At 76.1% G+C, this 20,157-nt stretch carries 17 protein-coding genes; 9 read left to right on the forward strand and 8 right to left on the reverse strand.

The window, feature by feature from the left end:
* Positions 1-105: 105 nt before the first annotated feature.
* Genes IE106_RS05540 through IE106_RS05550 form a run of 3 tightly spaced genes read left to right on the forward strand, consistent with a single transcriptional unit; the run spans position 106 to position 1,616 of the window.
* Positions 106-639: a SigE family RNA polymerase sigma factor gene (locus tag IE106_RS05540; RefSeq protein ID WP_189530397.1), complete on the forward strand. Its 534-nt coding sequence runs from the start codon at positions 106-108 to the stop codon at positions 637-639.
* On the forward strand, positions 639-1,352 hold the full coding sequence (locus IE106_RS05545) for a hypothetical protein (protein WP_189530399.1): 714 nt from the start codon (positions 639-641) through the stop codon (positions 1,350-1,352). The genes IE106_RS05540 and IE106_RS05545 overlap by 1 nt, the downstream gene beginning before the upstream one ends.
* 60 nt (positions 1,353-1,412) lie before the next feature.
* Positions 1,413-1,616: a hypothetical protein gene (locus tag IE106_RS05550; RefSeq protein WP_189530402.1), complete on the forward strand. Its 204-nt coding sequence runs from the start codon at positions 1,413-1,415 to the stop codon at positions 1,614-1,616.
* Positions 1,617-1,692: 76 nt separating this feature from the next.
* Here the strand turns inward: IE106_RS05550 and IE106_RS05555 are convergent, their stop codons facing one another.
* Complete coding sequence (locus tag IE106_RS05555; protein ID WP_189530403.1) at positions 1,693-3,246, reverse strand: FAD-dependent oxidoreductase; 1,554 nt, start codon at positions 3,244-3,246, stop codon at positions 1,693-1,695.
* A 110-nt stretch (positions 3,247-3,356) separates the two neighbouring features.
* Between IE106_RS05555 and IE106_RS05560 the strand changes: the two genes are divergently transcribed.
* Positions 3,357-3,596: a DUF6480 family protein gene (locus tag IE106_RS05560; protein WP_189530405.1), complete on the forward strand. Its 240-nt coding sequence runs from the start codon at positions 3,357-3,359 to the stop codon at positions 3,594-3,596.
* Between the two features lie 198 nt (positions 3,597-3,794).
* Positions 3,795-6,182, forward strand: coding sequence for a serine/threonine-protein kinase (locus IE106_RS05565; protein WP_189530407.1), 2,388 nt, complete (start codon positions 3,795-3,797; stop codon positions 6,180-6,182).
* Between the two features lie 265 nt (positions 6,183-6,447).
* On the opposite strand, the gene IE106_RS05570 is transcribed toward IE106_RS05565, so the two are convergent.
* The 3 genes from IE106_RS05570 to IE106_RS05580 all read right to left on the reverse strand — a co-directional run bounded on the left by IE106_RS05570 (position 6,448) and on the right by IE106_RS05580 (position 9,478).
* On the reverse strand, positions 6,448-6,648 hold the full coding sequence (locus IE106_RS05570; RefSeq protein WP_189530410.1) for an antitoxin: 201 nt from the start codon (positions 6,646-6,648) through the stop codon (positions 6,448-6,450).
* An 84-nt stretch (positions 6,649-6,732) separates the two neighbouring features.
* Positions 6,733-7,590, reverse strand: a complete 858-nt coding sequence (locus tag IE106_RS05575; RefSeq protein WP_189530412.1) for an arylamine N-acetyltransferase family protein — start codon at positions 7,588-7,590, stop codon at positions 6,733-6,735.
* 49 nt (positions 7,591-7,639) lie between these two features.
* Positions 7,640-9,478 carry a serine hydrolase domain-containing protein gene (locus IE106_RS05580; RefSeq protein WP_189530414.1) on the reverse strand — a complete coding sequence of 613 codons (1,839 nt, stop codon included), beginning with the start codon at positions 9,476-9,478 and terminating at the stop codon, positions 7,640-7,642.
* Between the two features lie 173 nt (positions 9,479-9,651).
* On the opposite strand from IE106_RS05580, the gene IE106_RS05585 reads away from it, so the two are divergent.
* The gene (locus IE106_RS05585) at positions 9,652-10,809 is read left to right on the forward strand and encodes a calcium:cation antiporter (protein WP_189530416.1); all 1,158 of its coding nucleotides are present in this window, start codon (positions 9,652-9,654) and stop codon (positions 10,807-10,809) included.
* Positions 10,810-10,827: 18 nt separating this feature from the next.
* Here the strand turns inward: IE106_RS05585 and IE106_RS05590 are convergent, their stop codons facing one another.
* Positions 10,828-13,251 (reverse strand): penicillin acylase family protein, encoded by a 2,424-nt coding sequence (locus IE106_RS05590; protein ID WP_189530418.1) that lies wholly within the window; start codon positions 13,249-13,251, stop codon positions 10,828-10,830.
* 90 nt (positions 13,252-13,341) lie between these two features.
* Entirely contained in the window at positions 13,342-14,625 is a 1,284-nt protein-coding gene (paaK, locus tag IE106_RS05595; protein WP_189530420.1) for a phenylacetate--CoA ligase PaaK, read from the reverse strand.
* Between the two features lie 241 nt (positions 14,626-14,866).
* Here paaK and IE106_RS05600 point away from each other — a divergent pair, with 241 nt between their 5' ends.
* The 3 genes from IE106_RS05600 (at position 14,867) to IE106_RS05610 (ending at position 16,531) form a co-directional block, all read left to right on the forward strand.
* Positions 14,867-15,475: an ABATE domain-containing protein gene (locus tag IE106_RS05600; RefSeq protein WP_189530423.1), complete on the forward strand. Its 609-nt coding sequence runs from the start codon at positions 14,867-14,869 to the stop codon at positions 15,473-15,475.
* 142 nt (positions 15,476-15,617) lie between these two features.
* The gene (locus IE106_RS05605) at positions 15,618-16,118 is read left to right on the forward strand and encodes a hypothetical protein (protein ID WP_189530424.1); all 501 of its coding nucleotides are present in this window, start codon (positions 15,618-15,620) and stop codon (positions 16,116-16,118) included.
* 14 nt (positions 16,119-16,132) lie between these two features.
* Positions 16,133-16,531: an RNA-binding S4 domain-containing protein gene (locus tag IE106_RS05610; RefSeq protein ID WP_189530426.1), complete on the forward strand. Its 399-nt coding sequence runs from the start codon at positions 16,133-16,135 to the stop codon at positions 16,529-16,531.
* 10 nt (positions 16,532-16,541) lie between these two features.
* On the opposite strand, the gene IE106_RS05615 is transcribed toward IE106_RS05610, so the two are convergent.
* A complete protein-coding gene (locus IE106_RS05615; RefSeq protein WP_189530428.1) occupies positions 16,542-18,761 on the reverse strand; it encodes a terpene synthase family protein in 2,220 nt (739 codons plus the stop codon).
* Positions 18,762-18,985: 224 nt separating this feature from the next.
* Entirely contained in the window at positions 18,986-20,101 is a 1,116-nt protein-coding gene (locus tag IE106_RS05620) for an aminoglycoside phosphotransferase family protein (RefSeq protein ID WP_189530430.1), read from the reverse strand.
* Positions 20,102-20,157 lie beyond the last annotated feature (56 nt).

Below are 20,157 nucleotides of genomic sequence, written 5' to 3' on the forward strand. Positions count from 1 at the left end.
TCGCCCGCCATCTCGACGCCACGATCAACGGGGGCAGTTCGAGCACACCAGCACCGACAGCACGACACCGAAGCAGCGCGACGACGCGCAGGGGAGAGGCCGCCCGTGGGAACATCCACCGAGGACGCCGCCACGGAGTTCCACGAGTTCTTCGAGCGCCACTACGCCGAGCTGGCACGCCTCGCCCACCTCCTCACGGGCGAGGCGGACGCCGCCGACGACCTCGCGGCCGACGCCCTCCTCGCCCTGTGGCACCGCTGGGACCGCGTACGCGCCGCCCAGCACCCCACCGCCTACGCCCGCGGCGTCGTCGCGAACCTCGCCCGCAGCCGCATCCGCAGCGCCGTACGGGAGCGCCGCCGCGTCGCCCTGTTCTGGTCGCAGCGCGCCGAGTACACCGAGGGCCCCGACGTGCCGGCCGTCGTCGACGTGCAGGGCGCCCTGCGCCGGCTGCCGTTCCGCAAGCGGGCGTGCGTCGTGCTGCGCCACGCCTTCGACCTGTCCGAGCGGGAAACCGCTCTCACCCTCGGCATATCCGTGGGTACGGTGAAGAGCCAGACATCCAAGGCCATGGCGCAGCTGGAACAGCTGCTCGGCACCCGCGCCGCCGCGTCGGAGCTGGTCGGAGGAAGGAAGTAGTGGACGAGCTGCAGCGAGCGCTCCGGGCCGCCGCCCGGTCGCACCAGCCCGACCGGGCGCGGATCCTCGCGCGCGTGGAGCGGGGCATGGCCGAGCCCGCCCCCGCCCCCCGGCGCCACCACCGGCCCGCCGCCCCGCGGTGGCCGCGCATCGCCCTGGCCACCGCCGCCGTCGCCGCCGTCCTGGCGGTCGGCGGCCTCGGTGTGCGGGCGGTCCTCCAGGAGGACGCCCCGGCCCCCTCCGGAGTCGCCGACCCGCCGCCGCCGGCCACCCCCACCACGCCGGCCCCGACGAGCGCCGTGGACGGGTTCCTGCGGGCCCAGGGCGGCGTCGACCCGCACAGCAACCGCTTCTGGGCGCAGTCGAACATCACCCTCGGCACCGGCACCGCCCTCACGGGGCTCACCGTCGAACTGCGGGTCGCCCAGACCGGCGGCGTCGCCGACACCGGGAACTGGCGCACCCTGCCCGCCGGGCACTTCACCGCGTCCGTGCGCGAGGAGGGGAACGCCGTCGTCTACACCTGGACCCTCCGCGAGGGCCGCACCGTCCCCGTCGGCCGGCACGTCTTCGCGGGCCAGTACAACCACGCCGAGGGCGGCCGGGACGCGGGCGGCGACCGCTTCACCGTCACCGCGATCGGCGCCGACGGCGAGCGGGCCACCGTCACCGGCGGCTTCGCCCCCGCGCCCGGGGCCGCCGGTCCCTCCTGAGGTCGCGTGAGCGCCGGCCGGCGACGACAATGGCGAGTGCCGGACGAACAAGGAGGCGGCATGACCGAAGAACCCGAGACGAGCTCCCGGCGGCGGGGTGGCGTCACCCCCGACGCCATCCTGCACAGCGGCGCCGAAGGCGAGTTCACCGCCGAGGACCTGGTCCTCGCCTCCGGGCGCGACGTCAATCCCAAGAACCTCGCCTGGGCCGAGCGCAGGATGGCCGAGAAGGGCAGGGCGGCCCTCGACGAGCTCCTGCCCTGACCGACCCCACCCCGAAGGGCCACGCCGCGCACCCCGCGCGGCGTGGCCCTTCCACGCTCCCGTCACACGCCCCCGGTCAGTCCGCGCCGTCCCGGGTGTCCTCCACGTCCTCCCGGTCCAGGGGCCGCGTCGCGGGCCCCTCCACGACCCGCCCCTCCACGTCGAACCGCGACCCGTGGCACGGGCACTCCCAGGCCGTCTCCGCGTCGTTGAAGTGCACCACGCACCCCAGGTGCGTACAGCGCGCGGACACCGCGTGCAGCGCCCCCGCCTCGTCCCGGTGCACCGCGAGCAGCCGCCCGCCGACCCGCACCACCGACCCCTGGCCGGGACCCACGTCCGCGACCGAATCGGCGTACGCGCCCGGCGTCCGGTCGCCCACGAAGTGCTTCGCCACCTGCGCCTGGAGCCGCAGCATCGCCGGCACCTCCCGCAGCGGGCGCAGCCGCACCGGGTCGTACAGCGACGTCCAGGCCGGGTCCCGGCCCCGGATCCGCGCCGCCAGCAGCGACCCCGCCATCACCCCGCCGCTCATGCCCCACCCGGCGAACCCGGTCGCCACGTACACGTGCCGCGCCCCGGCGTGCAGCCGCCCCACGTACGGCACCCGGTCCGTCGTCCAGTTGTCCTGCGTCGCCCACCGGTGGGTGATCTCCAGCGGCCCGAACCGCTCCCGCGCCCACTCCTCCAGCCGCGCGTACCGCTCGCCGACCTCGCCCTCCTCCGAGGTGCCCGGCGTGAACTTCTCCCCGGTCACGATCAGCATCCGCCGGCCCTCCTCCCCGGTGGGGGCCGTCCGGACCGACCGCGTACCGCCATCCGGCGTCAGGAACATCCCGCCCGGGTCGCGGTCCGCCGGGATCGGGCCCGCCACGACCAGCTCCCGCTTCGGCTCCAGCCGCGTGAACAGCAGCGCCCGGTCGAACACCGGGTAGTGCGTGGCCACGACCACGTGCCGCGCGACCACCGTGTCACCCCGCTCGGTGGTCACCTCGCACGGCGTGCCCTCCTTCAGCCGCGTCACCCGGGTCCGCTCGTAGATCCGCCCGCCGAGCCGCTCCAGGTCCGCGGCGAGCCCCAGCAGGTACTTCCTCGGGTGGAACTGCGCCTGCCCCTCCAGCCGCACCGCGCCCGCCACCGGGAAGGGCAGCGACGTCGTCGTCAGGTACGACGCGGGGAGCCCCGCCTCCAGCGCCGCGTCCGCCTCGGCCCGCAGCCCGTCCGTCTGCCCGGGGTCCTCCGTGTACGTGTACGCGGGGAGGCGCTCCAGGTCGCAGTCGATGCCCAGCTCCTCGCTCACCTCGGCCACGCGCTCGACGGCCAGCTGCTGCGAGTGCGCGTACAGCCGCGCCGCCCGCGCGCCGTGCACCGACTTCACGTCCGCGTACACCTGCCCGTGCAGCGCGGACAGCTTCGCCGTCGTGTGGCCGGTCACGCCGGTGGCGATCCGGTCCGCCTCCAGCAGCACCACGGGATGCCCGGCCCGCGCCAGCTCCCACGCCGTGCACAGCCCCGCGATGCCGCCGCCCACGACGGCGACCTCCGTCTCGACCGACCCCTCGAGGGCCGGACGGGCCGGCCCCGGCGCGTACTCCATCCACAGCGAACCGGACAGCGGGTCGAAGACCATGGACACACTCCTCCTCGACGGCCCTGACCGGACCGTCGACACGGTCCGGAGAGATCCGGGGTACCCGGAGAAAGCGCATGAAATCCCCGAAGCTGCGCACACGAACCCCCATGACCCACCACATCAATCCCCCCGACCCCGATCCCGACCGCACCCCGGGGCTGGACGCCGGCGGCTCGGTGCGCCCCGGCGAGACCCCGCCGGCCGAGGGCAGCACCCCCGGAGCGGGCCCCCGCGAGACCCACAACCCCACGACGGGCTGGGCGAAGGCCCCGCTGGCGATGATCCTGGTGGTGGTCGTCCTGGTGGCCGCCCTCTTCGCCGTCATGGCGGTGATCATCGCCGGCTGACCGCGACCGCGACCGCGACCGCGGCCGCGACCGCGGTCGCGCGCCGGGCCGCCCGCGGCCGAGGGGGGCCGGATCCCGCGCCCCCCCGCGCCGCGCCCCGGCGCCGACACCCGCACCGCCCCGTACAAACTCCGCAGACAGGGCTCCATACTGGACGGGCCGGGGAGGCGCAGCGAACGACGGGGGCGACGACACGCGATGGCGGAGACCAGGCTCATCCACGGCCGCTACCGGCTGCTGGAGGTGATCGGGCGCGGCGGCATGGGGGAGGTGTGGCGGGCCACCGACGAGTCGCTCGGCCGCCGGGTCGCCGTGAAGTGCCTCAAGCCCCTGGGGCCGCGGCAGGAACCGGACCTCCTGGGGGTGCTGCGCGAGCGGTTCCGGCGCGAGGCCCGCGTCGCCGCCTCCCTCCAGCACCGCGGCGTGACGGTGGTCCACGACTTCGGCGAGGCGGACGGCACGCCGTACCTGGTCATGGAGCTGCTGGAGGGCCGCAACCTCAGCCAGCTGCTGGGGGACAACGCGCACCACCCGCTGCCGGTGCACGACGTCGTCGACATCGCCGAGCAGATCGCCGACGCCCTCGCCTACACCCACCGCCAGGGCGTCGTCCACCGCGACCTCAAGCCCGCGAACATCATGCGGCTCGCGGACGGCACGGTGAAGATCTGCGACTTCGGGATAGCCCGCCTCGGCGACGGCGTCGGCGCCTCCTCCCGCCTCACCGGCACCGGCATCGCCATGGGCACACCGCACTACATGTCACCCGAGCAGATCAGCGGCGGCCAGGTCGACCACCGCAGCGACCTGTACTCGCTGGGCTGCGTCCTGTACGAGATCGCCACCGGCGTCCCGCCGTTCGACCAGGACGACGCCTGGGCGATCCTCGTCGGCCACCGCGACATCCCGCCCGAACCGCCGCGCAAGCGCCGCGCGGACCTGCCGCCGCTGTTCGAGCGGATCGTGCTGGACCTGCTGGCCAAGGCCCCCGAGGCCCGCCCCGCCGACGCGGGCGACCTGCGGCGCCGCATCACCGGCACCCGCCGTGCCGTCCTGTCCGCCGGCGCGCCCCACCACCCGGACGCGTACCACCCCGGCGCGCACCACCCGGACGCGCACCGGCTCGACCCGCCGTACCACCCGGGCGCGGGACCGTCCGGGTACGTGCCCCTCCGCACCGCGCCGGGGCCCGCCGCCCCCGCGTCGCGGCTCCCCGCCTGGACCCGGTCCATGACCACCGGCCGCAAGTCCGTCGGCGCGGCCCTGCCGCACGCCGCGCCCCCACCGGAGGACCCGGCCGCGGCGCTCACCGGCCAGTGGACCACCGGCACGGCGGCACCCCCGCGCCCGCACACCGCGCCCGCGCTCCCCGGCACGCCCCCACCGGGCGTCCCCGCCGCGCCCGCCACCCCTCCCGCCGTCCCGTTCCCGCCTCCCGCGCCGGAGCCCGACCTCCTCGCCGTCCTGGCCGGCCGCCACGGCGCGGGGCTCGGCCTGGGCCGCCTGGGCCACTGGGAGGAGGCTGGCGAGGTGCACCGCGCCGTCGCCGACGAGCGCGAACGGGTCCTCGGCCCCGACCACCCGGACACCCTGGCCAGCCGGTACGAGCACGCCCTCGCCCTCGGCCGCGCCGGCCACCTCGCCCACGCGCTGCGCGGGTTCGGCCGCGTCGCCGAGGGCCGCGCCCGCGTCCTCGGCCCGCAGCACCCCGACACGCTCACGGCCCGTCAGGAGACGGCGCACGTCCTGGGACGGCTCGGCCGCCACACCGAGGCCCACCGGGTGTACGCCGACGTCCTCACCGCCCGCGAGCGCGTCATGGGCGCCGACCACCCGGACACCCTGCGCTGCCGGCACGACCTCGCGTTCACGCTCGGCCGGCTCGGCCGCCTGGAGGAGGCGTACCGCGCGGGCCGCGAGGTGGCGGCCGCCCGCGCCCGGCTCCTGGGCCCCGGCCACCCCGACACGCTGGACACGCTCCACGAGGCGGCCCACGTCCTCGGCCGGCTCGACCGCTGGGCCGACGCGCTGGACGCCTACCGGGAGGTCGCCGGCGCCCGCGCCCGCGTCCTCGGCCCGGAGCACCCCGACACCCTCGCCGCCCGCTACGAGGCCGGCATCTGCCTGAGCCGCCTGGGCCGCGGCGAGGAGGCGCTGGAGCTGTACCGGGACCTGGTCGCGGCCCGCACCCGGGTGCAGGGCCCCGACCACCCGGAGACCCTGCGCGCCCGGCACGGCCTCGGGGTCGACCTGGGCCGCCTGGGCCGCTGGGAGGAGGCCCTCGCCGAGGCCCGCGAGGTCGCCGGGGCCCGCGGCCGGGTGCTGGGCCCGGACCACCCGGACACGCTGGTCAGCGGCCGGGAGGTCGCCGTGTGCCTGGGCTGGCTCGGGCGCTGGGGCGAGGCGCTCGCCGGGTACCGGCACGTCGCCGCGGCACGGGAGCGGGTCCTGGGCCCGGACCACCCGGACACCCTCGCCAGCCGCAACGACGAGGCGCAGTGCCTGGAGCAGCTGGGCCGGCACGCGGAGGCCGTCGAACTGCACCGGCGCGTCGCCGCGGCCCGCCGCCCGCCCGTGACCGGATGACGTCCGCCCGCCGCCCGTGACCGGATGACGTCCGGCCGCCGCCCGTGACCGGACGACGGGCACCCGGCGCCTCGCCGTCCCCGTCCGTCCCGGGCGGCGGTGCGGGCGGGGACGGCAAGCACCCGCGCCGGGCGCCCGCCCGGCGGTGCCGCCGACCCGGCCCCGGCCGGCCGACGCGCCGGCCGGCCCCGCGCGTGCGCCCCGCGACACGGCTCCGGGCCGGCCGCGCGACGCGGCCGGCCCGGGGACCCGTGCACGGGGGAGGTCAGGTCTGGGGCGGCGGTTCCCGGCGCTGCTCAGGGTCGCGGCCCAGCTGGTCCTTGAGCCGTTCCTGCGCGGTGTCGACGTGGCCGCCGTACCGGCCCTGCGTCCGCTTGTCGACGTAGTCGCCGGCCTTGTCGACGCCCTTGCCTGCGTGACCCTCGTGCCCCTTCAGCATGCTCTTGATCTTGTCCATCATGGACATGGGTCGTCCTCTCGCCGGGTGACCCCCCACCGCCAGTCTCCCCGCCCCGCCCCCCGCCCGCATCCGGGGGCGGGGCCCGCCGGGTCAGGCCCGTCCGGCCGTCTCCCGCCGGGATTCCAGCCACGCCTCGTGGGCGCGGCTCACCCGCTCCCACAGGGCCGCGCGGTCGGCCGCGTCCAGGTCGCCCAGGTCGCGGCGGAAGGCGTCCGCGAGCAGCCCGAACCACTCGTCCGGGGCGTCCACGACGCGCTGCTCCACGCCCGCCGCGCCGATCCGCAGGAGCACCCGGCCGCGCAGCACGTGCACGGTGTCCGGGTCGCGGCGCAGCGCCGTGAACGTCGTCACGAACGGGGAGTCCGCGGCCGTCGACAGCCGCCGGTGCTCGTCGGCGAAGTCCTCCGGCGCGGCCGCCCCGCCCCGGAACTCCATCACGGGGAACGAGCCGTGCCCGTCGTTGTGGAACGTCCACCCGTCCGGCTCGGTCGCCGAGGGCTCCATCCGGTACGTGAACGGGCCCTGCCGGTACGTCCCGGCGCGCAGCGGCAGCGGCTCGTGCGGCCCGTCGCCCAGGCCGACGTCCACGAACCAGTCCCCGCCGTCCACCCGCACGGTCAGCGCCATGTGGTCGCCGGTCGCGCCCCGTCCCGCCGGGTCCTGGTGGACGCCGCCGACGTGCCGCGCCACGTCGTACCCGAGGGACTCCAGCAGCGCGGCGAAGCCGCCGTTCAGGTGGAAGCAGTAGCCGCCCTGCCCGGCCGCGAACCGGCGTACCGACACCTCCGCCTCCATGCCGGGCGGCCGGCCCAGCTGGATGCCGATGTTCTCGTACGGGATCCGCTCCAGGTGCGCCCGCTGCAACGCGAAGAGTTCCTGCGTGGACGGGGTCCCGGAGGGGGCGATGCCGAGACGGTCCAGATATCCCGCAAATCCTTCTGAAATCATGGTCCTTGACCATAATCCGTCGGGCCGTCCCCTTGATCGTCGGGGGTGTTCAGTCGGCCGACGCCGTCCAGCCGTCCGCCTCGATCAGCGCCGCGTCCGACGGCCGCGCCTCGTCGAACAGCGTCCGCCCGCCGTCCAGGACGCGCAGCCCGTCCACGTACACGCCGCGCCCCACGTAGCGGGTGTCGGTCGTGTACCGCCAGCGCAGCCGGACGGGACCGGCGCCCGACCACGCCGACAGGTCCGCCTCCAGCCGGTGCCAGACCCGCCCCGACCAGCCCGCCACCGACCCGCCCGGGTGCTCCGCCGGCTCCCCGCCCGGCCGTACGGTGACGAACGGCACCGGCCGCCACCGCGCCGCGCCGTCCCCGGCCGGTTCCGCCGACGCCTCCAGGACCAGGGCGTCCGCCCCCGGCTCGGTGTCCCACCACAGGACGCACCGCAGCCGCGCCCGCGCCGTCGCGGGCCGCAGGGCGGGCAGGGCCAGCGTCGCGGTCGCGGCCGACGCCGTCCCGGCGAACCAGGCGGTGCGGCCGCGTGCCGGGCGCACCGGCACCGCGCGGGCCATGCGGTCGGCGACGGCGACCCGCGGCGCCGACCCCGAGCGCCAGCTCCGCACCGGGTGCACCGAGTTGCCCAGCAGCACCAGGAACGAGTCGGTCGTCGGGTCCAGGACCAGGCTCGTCCCGGTGAACCCGGTGTGCCCGGCCGTGCGCGGGGTGGCCATCGCGCCCATGTACCAGTGCTGGTACAGCTCGAAGCCCAGCCCGTGCTCGTCACCGGGGAACGCGGTGTTGAAGTCCGTGAACATCAGCTCCACCGACTCCGGCCGCAGGATCCGCGCGGCGCCGTAGGCACCGCCGTCCAGCAGCGTGCGGGCGAGGACCGCCAGGTCCCAGGCGCAGGAGAAGACGCCCGCGTGCCCGGCGACCCCGCCGAACCCGTACGCGTTCTCGTCGTGCACCTCGCCCCACACCATGCCCCGGTCGAGCCCCGACCACGGCCGGCGCGCGTCCTCCGTCGCGGCGATCCTCGGCCGCCAGGAGGCGGGCGGGTTGAACCGGGTGCGCCGCATCCCGAGCGGGCCCGTGATCCGCTCGCGCAGCAGCACGTCCAGCGGACGCCCGGTGACCTCCTCCAGCAGCAGCTGCAGCGCGATCAGGTTCAGGTCGGAGTACCGGTACACCGTGCCGGGCGGGTCCAAGGGCCGCTCCTGCCACAGCAGCCGCAGCTTCCCCTCCCGCGTGGGCTCCTGGTACAGCGGCAGCCAGGCGCGCAGCCCCGAGGTGTGCGTCAGCAGCTGACGCACCGTGATGCCGTCCTTCCCGCCCCCGCCGAAGTCCGGCAGGCGCTCGGCGACCCGGCCCTCCAGCTCCAGCGCGCCCCGCTCCAGCAGCTGCACCGCCAGGAGCGAGGTGAACAGCTTGGTCAGCGAGGCCAGGTCGAAGACGGTGTCCTCGCGCATCGCGATCCGCCGCTCCGGCGGCAGCTCCACGCCCCGCCCGGTCGTCTCGTCGTACGCCGCGTACCGCACCGCGTAGCCGATCGCCTGGTGCAGCGCCACGGTCCGGCCGCGTCCCGCGAGGAGCACCGCGCCCGCGTACCAGGGGTGCGTGGGGGAGGGGCCGAGGAACCGCTCGGCGTCGGCGACCAGCAGGTCGAGGTGGTGGGGCAGCAGCCCGGCCTGCTCGGCCGTGCCGTGCCGCAGCACCGCCCCGGCCGTCCGCCCCGAGGGCCCGTCAAAAGCGCCCGGCGGCGCCCCGGCGCCCTCCCGGTCCGCCGCGGCCGCCCCCGGAAGCGGGCCGATCACCAGCGCACCTCCCAGTGCCAGCACCCCGCCGCCGAACGTACGGCGCCCGAACCCGCCCGCAACCGGCTCCCGCACCATGCCCGCCCTCCCCGCCCACGGCACCGCCGTCTGAAGGAAACCTTCGCCGTCGCGTACATCAGGTGAAACTTTCTTACCGCCGCACCCACCCGTCAAGGAGGCGGGCAGCGGAACTGAGACCCCATCAGCCCCGTCGGCGTGCGGGCCGCCCCCCGCTCTGGCAGCGTGGCCGCATGGGTACGCAGACCGACGGGGACCGGAGCCCCGCCGCCGGACCGGGGCCCGGGGACGGGGCCGCCCCGCCGCGTCCGTGGCGGGAGCGCACCACCTGGGTCCCGCTCGCGGCACTGGTCGTCCTCGCCCTCGGCTGGGGCCGCGACCTGCCCGGAGCCGCCGTCGCCGTCGTCGGCCTCTGCCTGGCCGGGGCCGTCCTGTCCGCCGTCCACCACGCCGAAGTGGTCGCCCACCGCGTCGGCGAACCCTTCGGGTCGCTCGTCCTCGCCGTCGCCGTGACCGTCATCGAGGTCGGCCTGATCGTCATGCTGATGGCCTCGGGCGGCGACAAGGCGGCCACGTACGCCCGTGACACGGTGTTCGCCGCCGTCATGATCACCTGCAACGGCATCGTCGGGCTGTCCCTGCTCGTGGCGACCTTCCGGGGCGACCGGGTCGCCGTCTTCAACGCCGAGGGCTCCGGCGGCGCCCTCGCCACCGTCACCACCCTCGCCACGACGACCCTCGTGCTGCCCGCCTTCACCACCGGCACCCCGGGTCCCGAGTTCACCGGGGCGCAGCTCGCCTTCGCCGCCGTGGCCTCCCTCAGCCTGTACGGACTCTTCGTCACCGTGCAGACGGTCCGCCACCGGGAGTACTTCCTGCCCGTCACCGTCGACGGCGTGCCCGTCGACCGCGACGGGCACGCCCCGCGGCCCGGCCGCGCGGCCACCGGGTGGAGCCTCGGCCTGCTCATGGTCGCGCTCGTCGCCGTCGTCGGCCTGGCCAAGCTCGTCTCGCCGACGATCGAGTCGGGCGTGGAGACCGCCGGCCTGCCCACGGCGGTCGTCGGCGTCGTCATCGCCCTCATGGTCCTGCTGCCGGAGACCCTGGCCGCCCTGCGCGCCGCGCGCGGCGCACGCGTCCAGACCAGCCTCAACCTGGCCTACGGGTCCGCGATCGCCAGCATCGGGCTGACCGTGCCGACGATCGCGCTCGTCTCCGTGTGGCTGTCCGGGCCCCTGGTCCTGGGACTGGGCTCCGTCCACCTGGTGCTGCTGGCGCTCACCGCCGTGGTGAGCGCCCTGACCGTGGTGCCCGGACGCGCCACACTCCTGCAGAGCGGCGTCCACCTGCTGCTGTTCGCCGCCTTCGTGTTCCTCTCGTTCAGCCCCTGAGGGGCGGCACGCGGAGGGTCACTGCGCCACGCGCACCACCCGCAGCGACGGGTCGCGCAGGATGTCCCGCTCGCAGAACCGCGCGGTCACCCACCGCTCCTGCGAGTACAGCCGGGTCTGGTCGGCGTGGTGCGGCGATCCCGGGTCGGACGACTGGGAGTACGACAGCAGCGTCCGCGCGACCGGGCACCGGCCGCCGTCCCAGCCCACCGCCTGGACGTGGCTCGTGCCGTGCCGCACCTCCGTGTAGGCCCCGGCCGCCGCGTCCCACACGGGGACCGTCATGTTCCACACGCCCGTGCCCGTACCGCCGTGCACGGGGATGCGCTGGCCGCCCCGCACCACGAACTGGTGCTCGCCCAGCGGGGCGTCGAGCGGGATGCCGGCCGCGCGCAGCTCGGCCACCGCCCCGCGCAGCGCCGTGGCGAAGCCGGGCGCGCCGGTGTTCAGATCGCGCGGCGTGCCCACCGGGTCGGCCGCGGAGAACGGCACCTTCCACCGCTCGGCGTTCGTCGTCTCCCGCTGGAGCCGCAGCCAGAACCGGTCGAACAGCAGCGCGCCCCGGCTCGTGGTGTCCGTCCGGCGGTCCCACCGCGCGAGCGCCTCGCACGCCTCCGTGTCGCCCGGGAGCGCCGCCGGGCACGCCCGCAGCACGTCGTCGGCGGTCAGGTCGGCGGCGGGCACCCGGTTGGCGAACTGCTGCCGCTGGAGGTCGGCCACGGTCAGCCCGCCCCGCCCGGCCATCGCCGCCACGTCCTCGAGGGCGCCGCGCGTCCGCAGCGACCGCTCCGTCCCCACGTCGCCGAAGACCCGCTCGTACCGGGTCAGCGGCCGGTCGGCGTGGGACAGCCAGGCGCTGTCGTTGGAGTTCTCCACGTACGGGGTGTCCCGGAGCAGCGGCCAGCGCGCCGGGCCCATGATGCCGGGCTGCACCGCGTCCGGGTCCCTGCCCAGCGCGCAGTCGCCGCGCGACCCGTCGAGCACGGCCACGCCCGTCGCCGGGTACAGCGTGCGGCCCAGCGGCGTCGAGCAGCGCTCGGCCAGCTCGTCGGTGATCCTCGGCACGACCTGCGCCTGCGCGAGGAGCGTGCCGCCGTTCCGGTCGGAGGCCACCGTGTTCACCCACGGCAGGCCCTGCGTACGGCGCAGCGCGGCCACCATGTCCCGCGTGGAGCGGGCCTTGGCGAGGCCCAGCGAGGTGTCCGCCATGCGGAGGTTCCCCCCGTTGGGGTCGTGCAGCGCGTACGCGGTCGTCGCCGTCCACGGCAGCGGGTCGCCGCCGAAGGAGGTGACCACCGGCCCGTACCGGGTCCACCACTGGGTACGGGTCACCGGCTCGCCGCCCGCGACGGGCACGGTCACGGTCCGCCGCACCATCCGCTCGGCCCTGCCGTCCACCAGGTACGCGGTGGGGTCGGCCGGGTCGAGGGCCAGCTGGTGCAGGTTCATGGTCCGGCCGGTGGCGACGGTGTGGCTCCACGCCACCTTGTCGGTGAAGCCGATCTGCACGAGCGGCACGCCCAGCAGCGAGGCGCCCTGCACGTTCAGCTCGCCGGGGATCGTCTGCTGCGACTGCCAGAACCGGCGGCCCCCGTGCCACGGGTAGTGCGGGTTGCCGAGCAGCAGGCCCCTCCCGTTGGCGGAGGTGCCGCCGGCGAACGCCACGGCGTTGGAGCCCATCGTCGCGTTCCGCTCGTCGAACATCTCCCGGGCCGCCCCGGCCACCCCGCCCGGGTCGGCGCCGGCGGCGGGGGCGGAGCCGGGGGCGGGCGGGCGCGCGGCCGTGATGGCGTCCACGAAGGCGCCCTCGCCGCCGATGACCGCGAGCGCGTGCGCCCGCCGGGCCACGTCCAGGGCCTCCACCGGGCGCACCCACGCCTTGCCGGCGCACGCCGGGTCGGTCACCTCGTTCTGCTCCAGCCAGGCGTTGTACCCGGCCGCCCAGCCCCGCATCATCTCCTTCTGCTCGCGGCCGGGACCGGTGGGCGCCGGACGGGCGAGCAGCCGCTCCACGGTGCGCGCGTCGCGCACCCCGGCGAAGTACAGGTCGCTGGAGAGGTTCGTGCGGGCCGACGACAGCGAACCGTCCGTCGCGGCGTCCGGCCCGAAGTGCCGCGACCGCTCGCCCCGCACGGTCACGAACCCGTCGGCGAGCACGCACACCTGGTCGGCGGCCTGCGCCCAGCCGGTGCCGAAGCCCAGCGCGGCGTAGTCCTTCGCCAGGATGTGCGGGATGCCGTACTCGGTGTAGCGGATGGTCGCCGACAGGCCGCCCGCCGCCGGGCGGTGGTCGCCCGGCGCGGGCGGCGGGGCGGCGGTGGCCGGCAGGGTGGCCGCGGCCGTGGCGAACACGGCCGCGGCGACCGGCAACAGTCGTCTCAGGCTGGTGCGGAGGGGCAACGTTTCTCCCAACTCGGCTTCGTACAAGGTCGGTTGGTCCATGCATTCATCCGCGGGGGCACGCTGTCATCCTCCCTGGGTCGGATCCGCGATCACCCTCCGGGCCCCGGCCACCCGGAGTTCCGCCGGGGTTCACCGCAGGTCGACGATGCGCTTGACCTTCCCCACCGACCGCTCCAGCGTCCCGGGGTCCACCACCTCCACCGCGACCGTCACCCCGATGCCGTCCTTGACGGCCGCCCGGACCTCCGCCGCCGCCCCGTCCCGCCGCTCCCGCGCGGTGTCCGCGCGCGCCTCGACCCGCACGGTCAGCGCGTCCAGCCGCCCCTCGCGGGTCAGCCGCAGCTGGAAGTGCGGCGCCAGCCCCGGCGTGCGCAGCAGGACCTCCTCGACCTGCGTCGGGAAGAGGTTCACCCCCCGCAGGACCACCATGTCGTCGCTGCGGCCCGTCACCTTCTCCATCCGCCGGAACACCCGCGCCGTGCCCGGCAGCAGCCGCGACAGGTCCCGCGTCCGGTACCGGATCACCGGCATGGCCTCCTTGGTGAGCGAGGTGAACACCAGCTCGCCCCGCTCCCCGTCCGGCAGCACCCCGCCCGTCACCGGGTCGACGACCTCCGGGTAGAAGTGGTCCTCCCAGACGTGCAGCCCGTCCTTCGTCTCCACGCACTCCTGCGCCACGCCCGGCCCGATCACCTCCGACAGGCCGTATATGTCGACCGCGTCGATCGCGAAGCGCTCCTCGATCTCCCGCCGCATCTCCTCCGTCCACGGCTCCGCGCCGAAGACGCCCACCTTCAGCGACGTGGACCGCGGATCGACGCCCTGCCGCTCGAACTCGTCCAGCAGCGTCAGCATGTACGAGGGCGTGACCATGATCACTTCGGGCCGGAAGTCGAGGATCAGCCGCACCTGGCGCGCCGTCATCCCCCCGGACGCCGGGACCACCGTGCAGCCCAGCCGCTCCGCCCCGCCGTGCGCCCCGAGCCCGCCCGTGAACAGCCCGTACCCGTACGCCACGTGCACGACCTGTCCCGGCCGGCCCCCGGCCGCGCGGATCGACCGGGCCACCACGTCCGCCCACATGTCGAGGTCCCGCTCGGTGTAGCCGACCACCGTGGGCCGGCCCGTCGTCCCGCTCGACGCGTGCAGGCGCCGCACGCGCGACCGGTCCACCGCGAACATCCCGAAGGGGTACTCCCGGCGCAGGTCCTCCTTGGTGGTGAACGGGAACCGGCGCAGGTCCGCCGGCGACCCGCAGTCCTCCGGCCGCACCCCGGCCGCGTCGAACGACCGCCGGTAGAAGGGCACGTTGTCGTACGCGTGCCGCAGGGTCGAGCGCAGCCGCTCCAGCTGGAGCGCCGCCAGGCCCTCCCGGTCCAGCCGCTCCCCGGCGTCCCGCAGGTCCTCCGCCATGTGCCGTCCTCCGTCCGTCCCGCGCCGGCCGCCCTGTGTCGACCGACCATTCGGTCGCTCCGCTCCCGATCAGTTACCCCGCGCGACCCCTCCCCGGCAAGCCCCCCGACGCGGGCCGTCCGCCCCGCCCCGCCCCCCGGGCCCCCGGACGGGGCGCGCACGGCCGGGAAGCGCCGCCCGCTGCGGGCGGCCCCGCCGCCGCGGCGGGCCGGCCTCACCCGACCGGGTTACCGTTGCGGCCATGGCCGCGCACGACCCCTCGACCCGCCTCGCCCTCGCCCTCGCCGCCACCCTCCGCCACGACGGCAGGGGCGGCGTCGCCGACGACCTGACCACCCCCGACGCCCTCGCCGCCTGGGTGCGGGACCACGCGGACGACCTGCCCGCCTCGGCGCCCGGTCCCGCCGCGGACGCCGAGGCCCTCGCCGCCGCGCGGGAGGTCCGCGCGGCGGTGCGCGCCCTGTTCGCCCGCGCGGTTCCCGGCGAGCCGAGCCGGGCCGACGCCGGCCGCCTCATGCCGGTGCCGGACGCCCTCGACGTCCTCAACACCGCCGCGGCCGCCACCCCCGTCGTACCGCGGCTGACGTGGCGGCCCGGCGGGGAGCCGGCCGCCGGGCACGCCCCGGCCGCGACCCCCGCCGGCGCACCGCCCGGACGGGCCCTGGCGGCCGCCCTCGCCCACGCCGCCATCGCCTTCCTCGCCGGTCCCGACCGGCCCCTGCTGCGCGCCTGCCACGCCCCCCGCTGCGTCCGCTACTTCCTGAAGGGCCACCCCCGCCAGGAGTGGTGCACCCCCTCCTGCGGCAACCGCGCCCGCGTCGCCCGCCACCACACCCGCCACCACCCCTGACCCGCCGCCCCGACCCGGTCCGGGCCCCCGTCCGCGGTGTCGTCCGAACCGGTGAACCGCCTGGTGCGGCACGCCTTCCGGACCCCGCCGGCAACCCCGCCCCACCCGCCGCGCGACGCCCCCGGCCACGTACCATGGGCCCATGTCCTTCCTCCGCCGCCGCAGCCCCGCCACACCCGCGGGCCCGGACTTCGACGTCCTGGCCATGGACCCGGGCGACTGGCCCGGGAATCTCGGCGCCGGCCTGCTCCCCGCCCCCGACGGCACGTGCCAGGGCGTCTTCCTCCGCTACGACCTCTTCGGCGGCCGCGGCCCCGCGATGATCATCGGCAACCTCCCGGAGGGCTCCCCGGCCCGCGACCTCGCCGAGGGCCAGATCCCCTTCGAGGCGGCCCAGCTCCTCGCGGCGCTGGACATGGACGAGCACGTCGAGGTCGCCGAGACCGAGGACGTCCCGGTCATGCAGGGCGACAACCTCCTCATCGTGCGCCGCCTGAAGCTCACCGAGAGCCGGATCTCCTGCGTCCAGTTCGACCGCAGCGACGGCGTCCTGGTGACCATCGCCAGCTGGGACCGGCCCATCACCGACGACCTGTACGCCCTCCTCAAGCCGCTCCCCGCGGAACTCTTCCAGCAGGGCTGACCCCGAGGACCGCCATGGCAGCGACGGACGAGGCGAACCCGAACGCGACGGCACGCGTCGACAGCTGGATCTGGGCCGTACGCCTCACCAAGACCCGCTCCCAGGCCGCCACGGCCTGCCGCGCCGGACACGTCCGCGTCAACGGCGACCGCGCCAAGCCCGCCCAGGCCGTCAAGCCGGGCGACGAGGTGCGCGTCTTCCACGCCGGACACGAGCGGGTCGTCGAGGTGAAGCGGGTCCTCACCAAGCGCGTCGGCGCCCCCGTCGCGGCCGAGGCGTACACGGACCGGACCCCGGCCCCGCCGCCCCGCGAGCACGTCGCCCTCGCCGGCGTCCGCGACCGGGGCGCGGGCCGCCCCACCAAGCGCGAGCGCCGCGAACTGGACCAGCTCCGCGGCGCCCGCCGCGCGTAGGCGACCGCCGCTACGGGGCGAGCAGCGCCGCCAGGCGGGCCGCCGAGGTCCCCGGACCCGTCGGCCCGCCCGGCACGGGCACGCCCCCCGCGGCCTCGGCCCGGTCCCGGAGCAGGACGTCCTCCCGGTACCGCTCGCAGTCCCGGTGCCAGGTGTGGATGCCGGCCATCCAGTCCTCCAGCTGCCGCACGTATCCCTCCAGCACGGCGCGGGTCTCCCGGTCGAGGCCGAAGTCGTCGTACAGGACGGGCAGTTCGTGCGCGACGACGTGGCGGAACTGCCGCATCCGGGAGTTCATCAGGTCCCCGGTGATCGCCACCGCCGTCGGGTGGTCCACGTCGAAGAAGTTCTGCGTGACGAGCACGCAGTTGTGGACCTCGCCCTCGAACTCGATCTCCTTCTGGTACGAGTGGAGGTCGTTCAGCAGCGTCGCGTAGTCGATCGCCGCGTTCTCCAGCGACCGCACCGGCCCGCTGCGGTAGACCTCCGGCGGGACGCGGTTGCCGTGCCCGATCCGGCACAGGGCGATCGTCAGGTCGGAGCCGAACGTGGCCCGCCGCATCTCGATGTAGTCCACGGGCTCCGGGATCCGGTTCTGCGCCTGGTTCGCCAGCTCCCACAGCCAGCTGTCGACCATGACCTCCACGGCCCGCCGGAACGCCGCGCGGTCCCGGTCGTCCATCGGCCCCGCCGTCCGCGGCCACAGGTCCGCCAGGCCGCGTTCCAGCGCGTTCGCCGGGGCCGGCACCGGGGCGGGGGAGCCGTCCGGCGGCATGAACGACCTGAGCCGCTCGTTCTGGTCCCGCGCCCCCGCCAGGTCCCGCGTCCTGCTGTACACGACCGGGTACAGGTCGTCGCCGTACGTGCCCCAGGCCAGCCAGTGCGACGCCAGGTCCAGGTCCTCGGCGCTCGCCTCCGGGTGCAGCCCCGCCGCGCACAGCGGCAGGTCGTACCCGGTGAGCTTCCGCTCGTTCCACACGCCGGACCCCGGCCGGCCGGGCTGCTCGCCCAGCATCCCCATCTCCCGGCTCCACGCCACGCACCGCTTCCTGGCGCCCTCCAGGTGCGCGTTGTGCCGGACCCGGAACGGCATCTCGACGTGCGGCAGCACCGACGGGCCGACCCGCTGGAACGGCACGTGCGAGAAGCCGCGCCACCGCGCCGCCTCCGCGCGCCGCGTCAGCCGGACCGACGCGGCCGCCCTCCCGAACGCGCCGCCGCCCGGGGCGGCGTCCACCGCCCCCGCGTTCATGTACCGGCTGGAGCGCAGGTGCCACTCGTGGCCGCCCGACTGCCAGTCCTGCAGCCCCTTCGCGTACGCCAGGACCGCCGCCGTCTGCCGCGCGTCCAGGCCCCGCTCCGCGCACAGCGGCGCCACCTCGGTCAGCGCCGTGTGCTCGAACTGCTGGAGCCGCGAGGTCAGCAGGTCGTTGACGGCGTCCGCGGCCTCCTGCGTCGAACAGCCCAGGAACCGCTCCAGGACCAGCACGCCGTTGCTGTTCTCGCCTTCGTCCTCCACCTCCCGCTGGTACGAGAACAGGTCGTTGCGCAGGTGCACCGCGTCGGAGAAGGCGTCCCGCAGCACCCGCAGCGGCCGTGCGTCGGCCACCGGCTCCGGCACCTCCGCGCCCGCCGCGTACTCCACGAGCCCCGCCGACCAGGGCGCGCCGCCCACCTTGCGGCGCATCTCGACGTACTCGAGCGGGTTCGCCACCCGGCCCTCGTCGATGTTGGACAGCTCCCACAGGGACTCGTCCAGCAGGTTCCGGGTCGCCACCGCGAACCGCTCCCGCCAGGCGGGCGACATCGCGGGCACCGTCCGCCTCCACAGGTCCGCCAGGCCCGCCTCGACCGGGTTGACCGGCTCGGGCGGCGGCGCCGACGGGTCCGCCGGCATGAACGCCGGCAGCCGGTCCAGGTGGGCCTTGCCGCCCTCCCGGTCCTGCGTCCGCTTGAAGACCTCCAGGAAGTGGTCGTCGAAGAAGAAGACCCACACGTACCAGTCGGTGACGAGGGACAGGGCGTCGGCGTCGCAGTCCGGGTGGGTGTACGCGCACAGCAGCGCGTAGTCGTGGGAGTCGAGGTCGTGTTCCTCCCAGATCCCCGATCCCTCCAGCATCCCCATGCGCCGGGCCCACTGCCGGGCGTGGACGCGCGCCGCGTCCAGGTGCGGATTGAGCCGTGCGGGATACGGCACGTAGAACTCGGGGAGCGTGAACGGCTGTGCCATGCGTGTCCGTTGCCTTCCGGTGGGCGGGTCGGTCCGCGCGAGCCCTACCCGCGTCCCGGCGGGCACACGCGGACCGCGCACTGGTCATATGAACGCCGGACGGGGCGCGGGGTCACGGGCCCCCGGCGGGCGGGGAGGGCGCGGGTCCCCGGCCGGCGTACGGCGACGCGCCGTGCGCCCGGCATGGACACCGGGCGCACGGCGCGCCACCTCCCGTCGTACGGTCAGCGCGTGCCGACCGCCGCGCGCACGGCCCGCCGGGCCAGCGCGCAGTCGTCGTGCAGTCGCCGCAGCAGCAGCCGCTGCTCCTCCCCGGGCGAGACCGCGCCGGGCTGGACGGGGACCGAGCCCGCGGGCGGAGCCTCTCGTATCGTGCGCTGCACCGCCGTCTCGTACGTCCTGATCTCCCGTGTCAGGACGAGCATCAGGTTCACCAGGAACGCGTCGCGCGCCGCGGGTCCGCCGGCCTGCGCGTGCTGGCTGATCCGCCGCCGCGCGACGGGCGCGTCACCCAGCACGGTCCACAGCGTCGCCAGGTCGTAGCCGGGCAGGTACCAGCCGGCGTGCTCCCAGTCGACCAGCACCGGGCCGGCCGGTGACAGCAGCATGTTCGACAGCAGCGCGTCGCCGTGGCAGAACTGGCCCATGCCGTGCCGACCGCCGGCGTGCGCCAGCCCGTGCAGCAGCTTCTGCAGGTCGTCGCGGTCCCGGTCGGTGAACAGGCCCAGTTCGTGGTAGCGGGCGATCCGCGACGCGTAGTCCAGCGGCGCGTCGAACGTCCCGGCCGGCGGGCGCCACTCGTTGAGCCGCGCCACCGCCCCCAGGACGGCCTTGACGTCCGCGCGCGGCGGCGCCTCCGCGACGTGGCGGCTCAGCGCCGCGGCCCGGCCCGGCATCCGCTCGACGACCAGCGTGCCGTTGTCCGGGTCCGCCGCGACCAGCCGCGGCACCCGCACCGGGGGGCGGTGGCGGACGAACGTGCGGTAGGCGGCGATCTCGTGCCGGAACCGCTCCACCCACACGGGGGAGTGGTCCAGTAAACACTTCGCGACGGCGGTGGTCCGCCCCGTCGTGCCGACGAGCAGCACCGAGCGCCCGCTGCGCCGCATCACCTGCACCGGGTTGAACTCCGGGCAGATGCGGTGCACCGAGGCGATCGCCTTCCGCAGCTGGACGCCCTGGGGTCCCGACAGGTCGATCCTCCCGCTGAGCGGACCGGTCACCGCCCCCGCCCAGCGCCTGCTCCGGCCCGCCTGGGCCGGGCCCGGGTACGGACCGCTCCCGGCCGGCGCGGTACGGGGCCGGGGCGGGGCGGACACGGAGGACGATGCTGTGTACATGGGCGAGACAGATCCCTTCGTGTGCCGACGACTGCGTACGCTGCCCCGTCCCGCCT

This window comes from Streptomyces roseolilacinus (genome assembly GCF_014649335.1).
GTDB lineage: Bacteria > Actinomycetota > Actinomycetes > Streptomycetales > Streptomycetaceae > Streptomyces > Streptomyces roseolilacinus.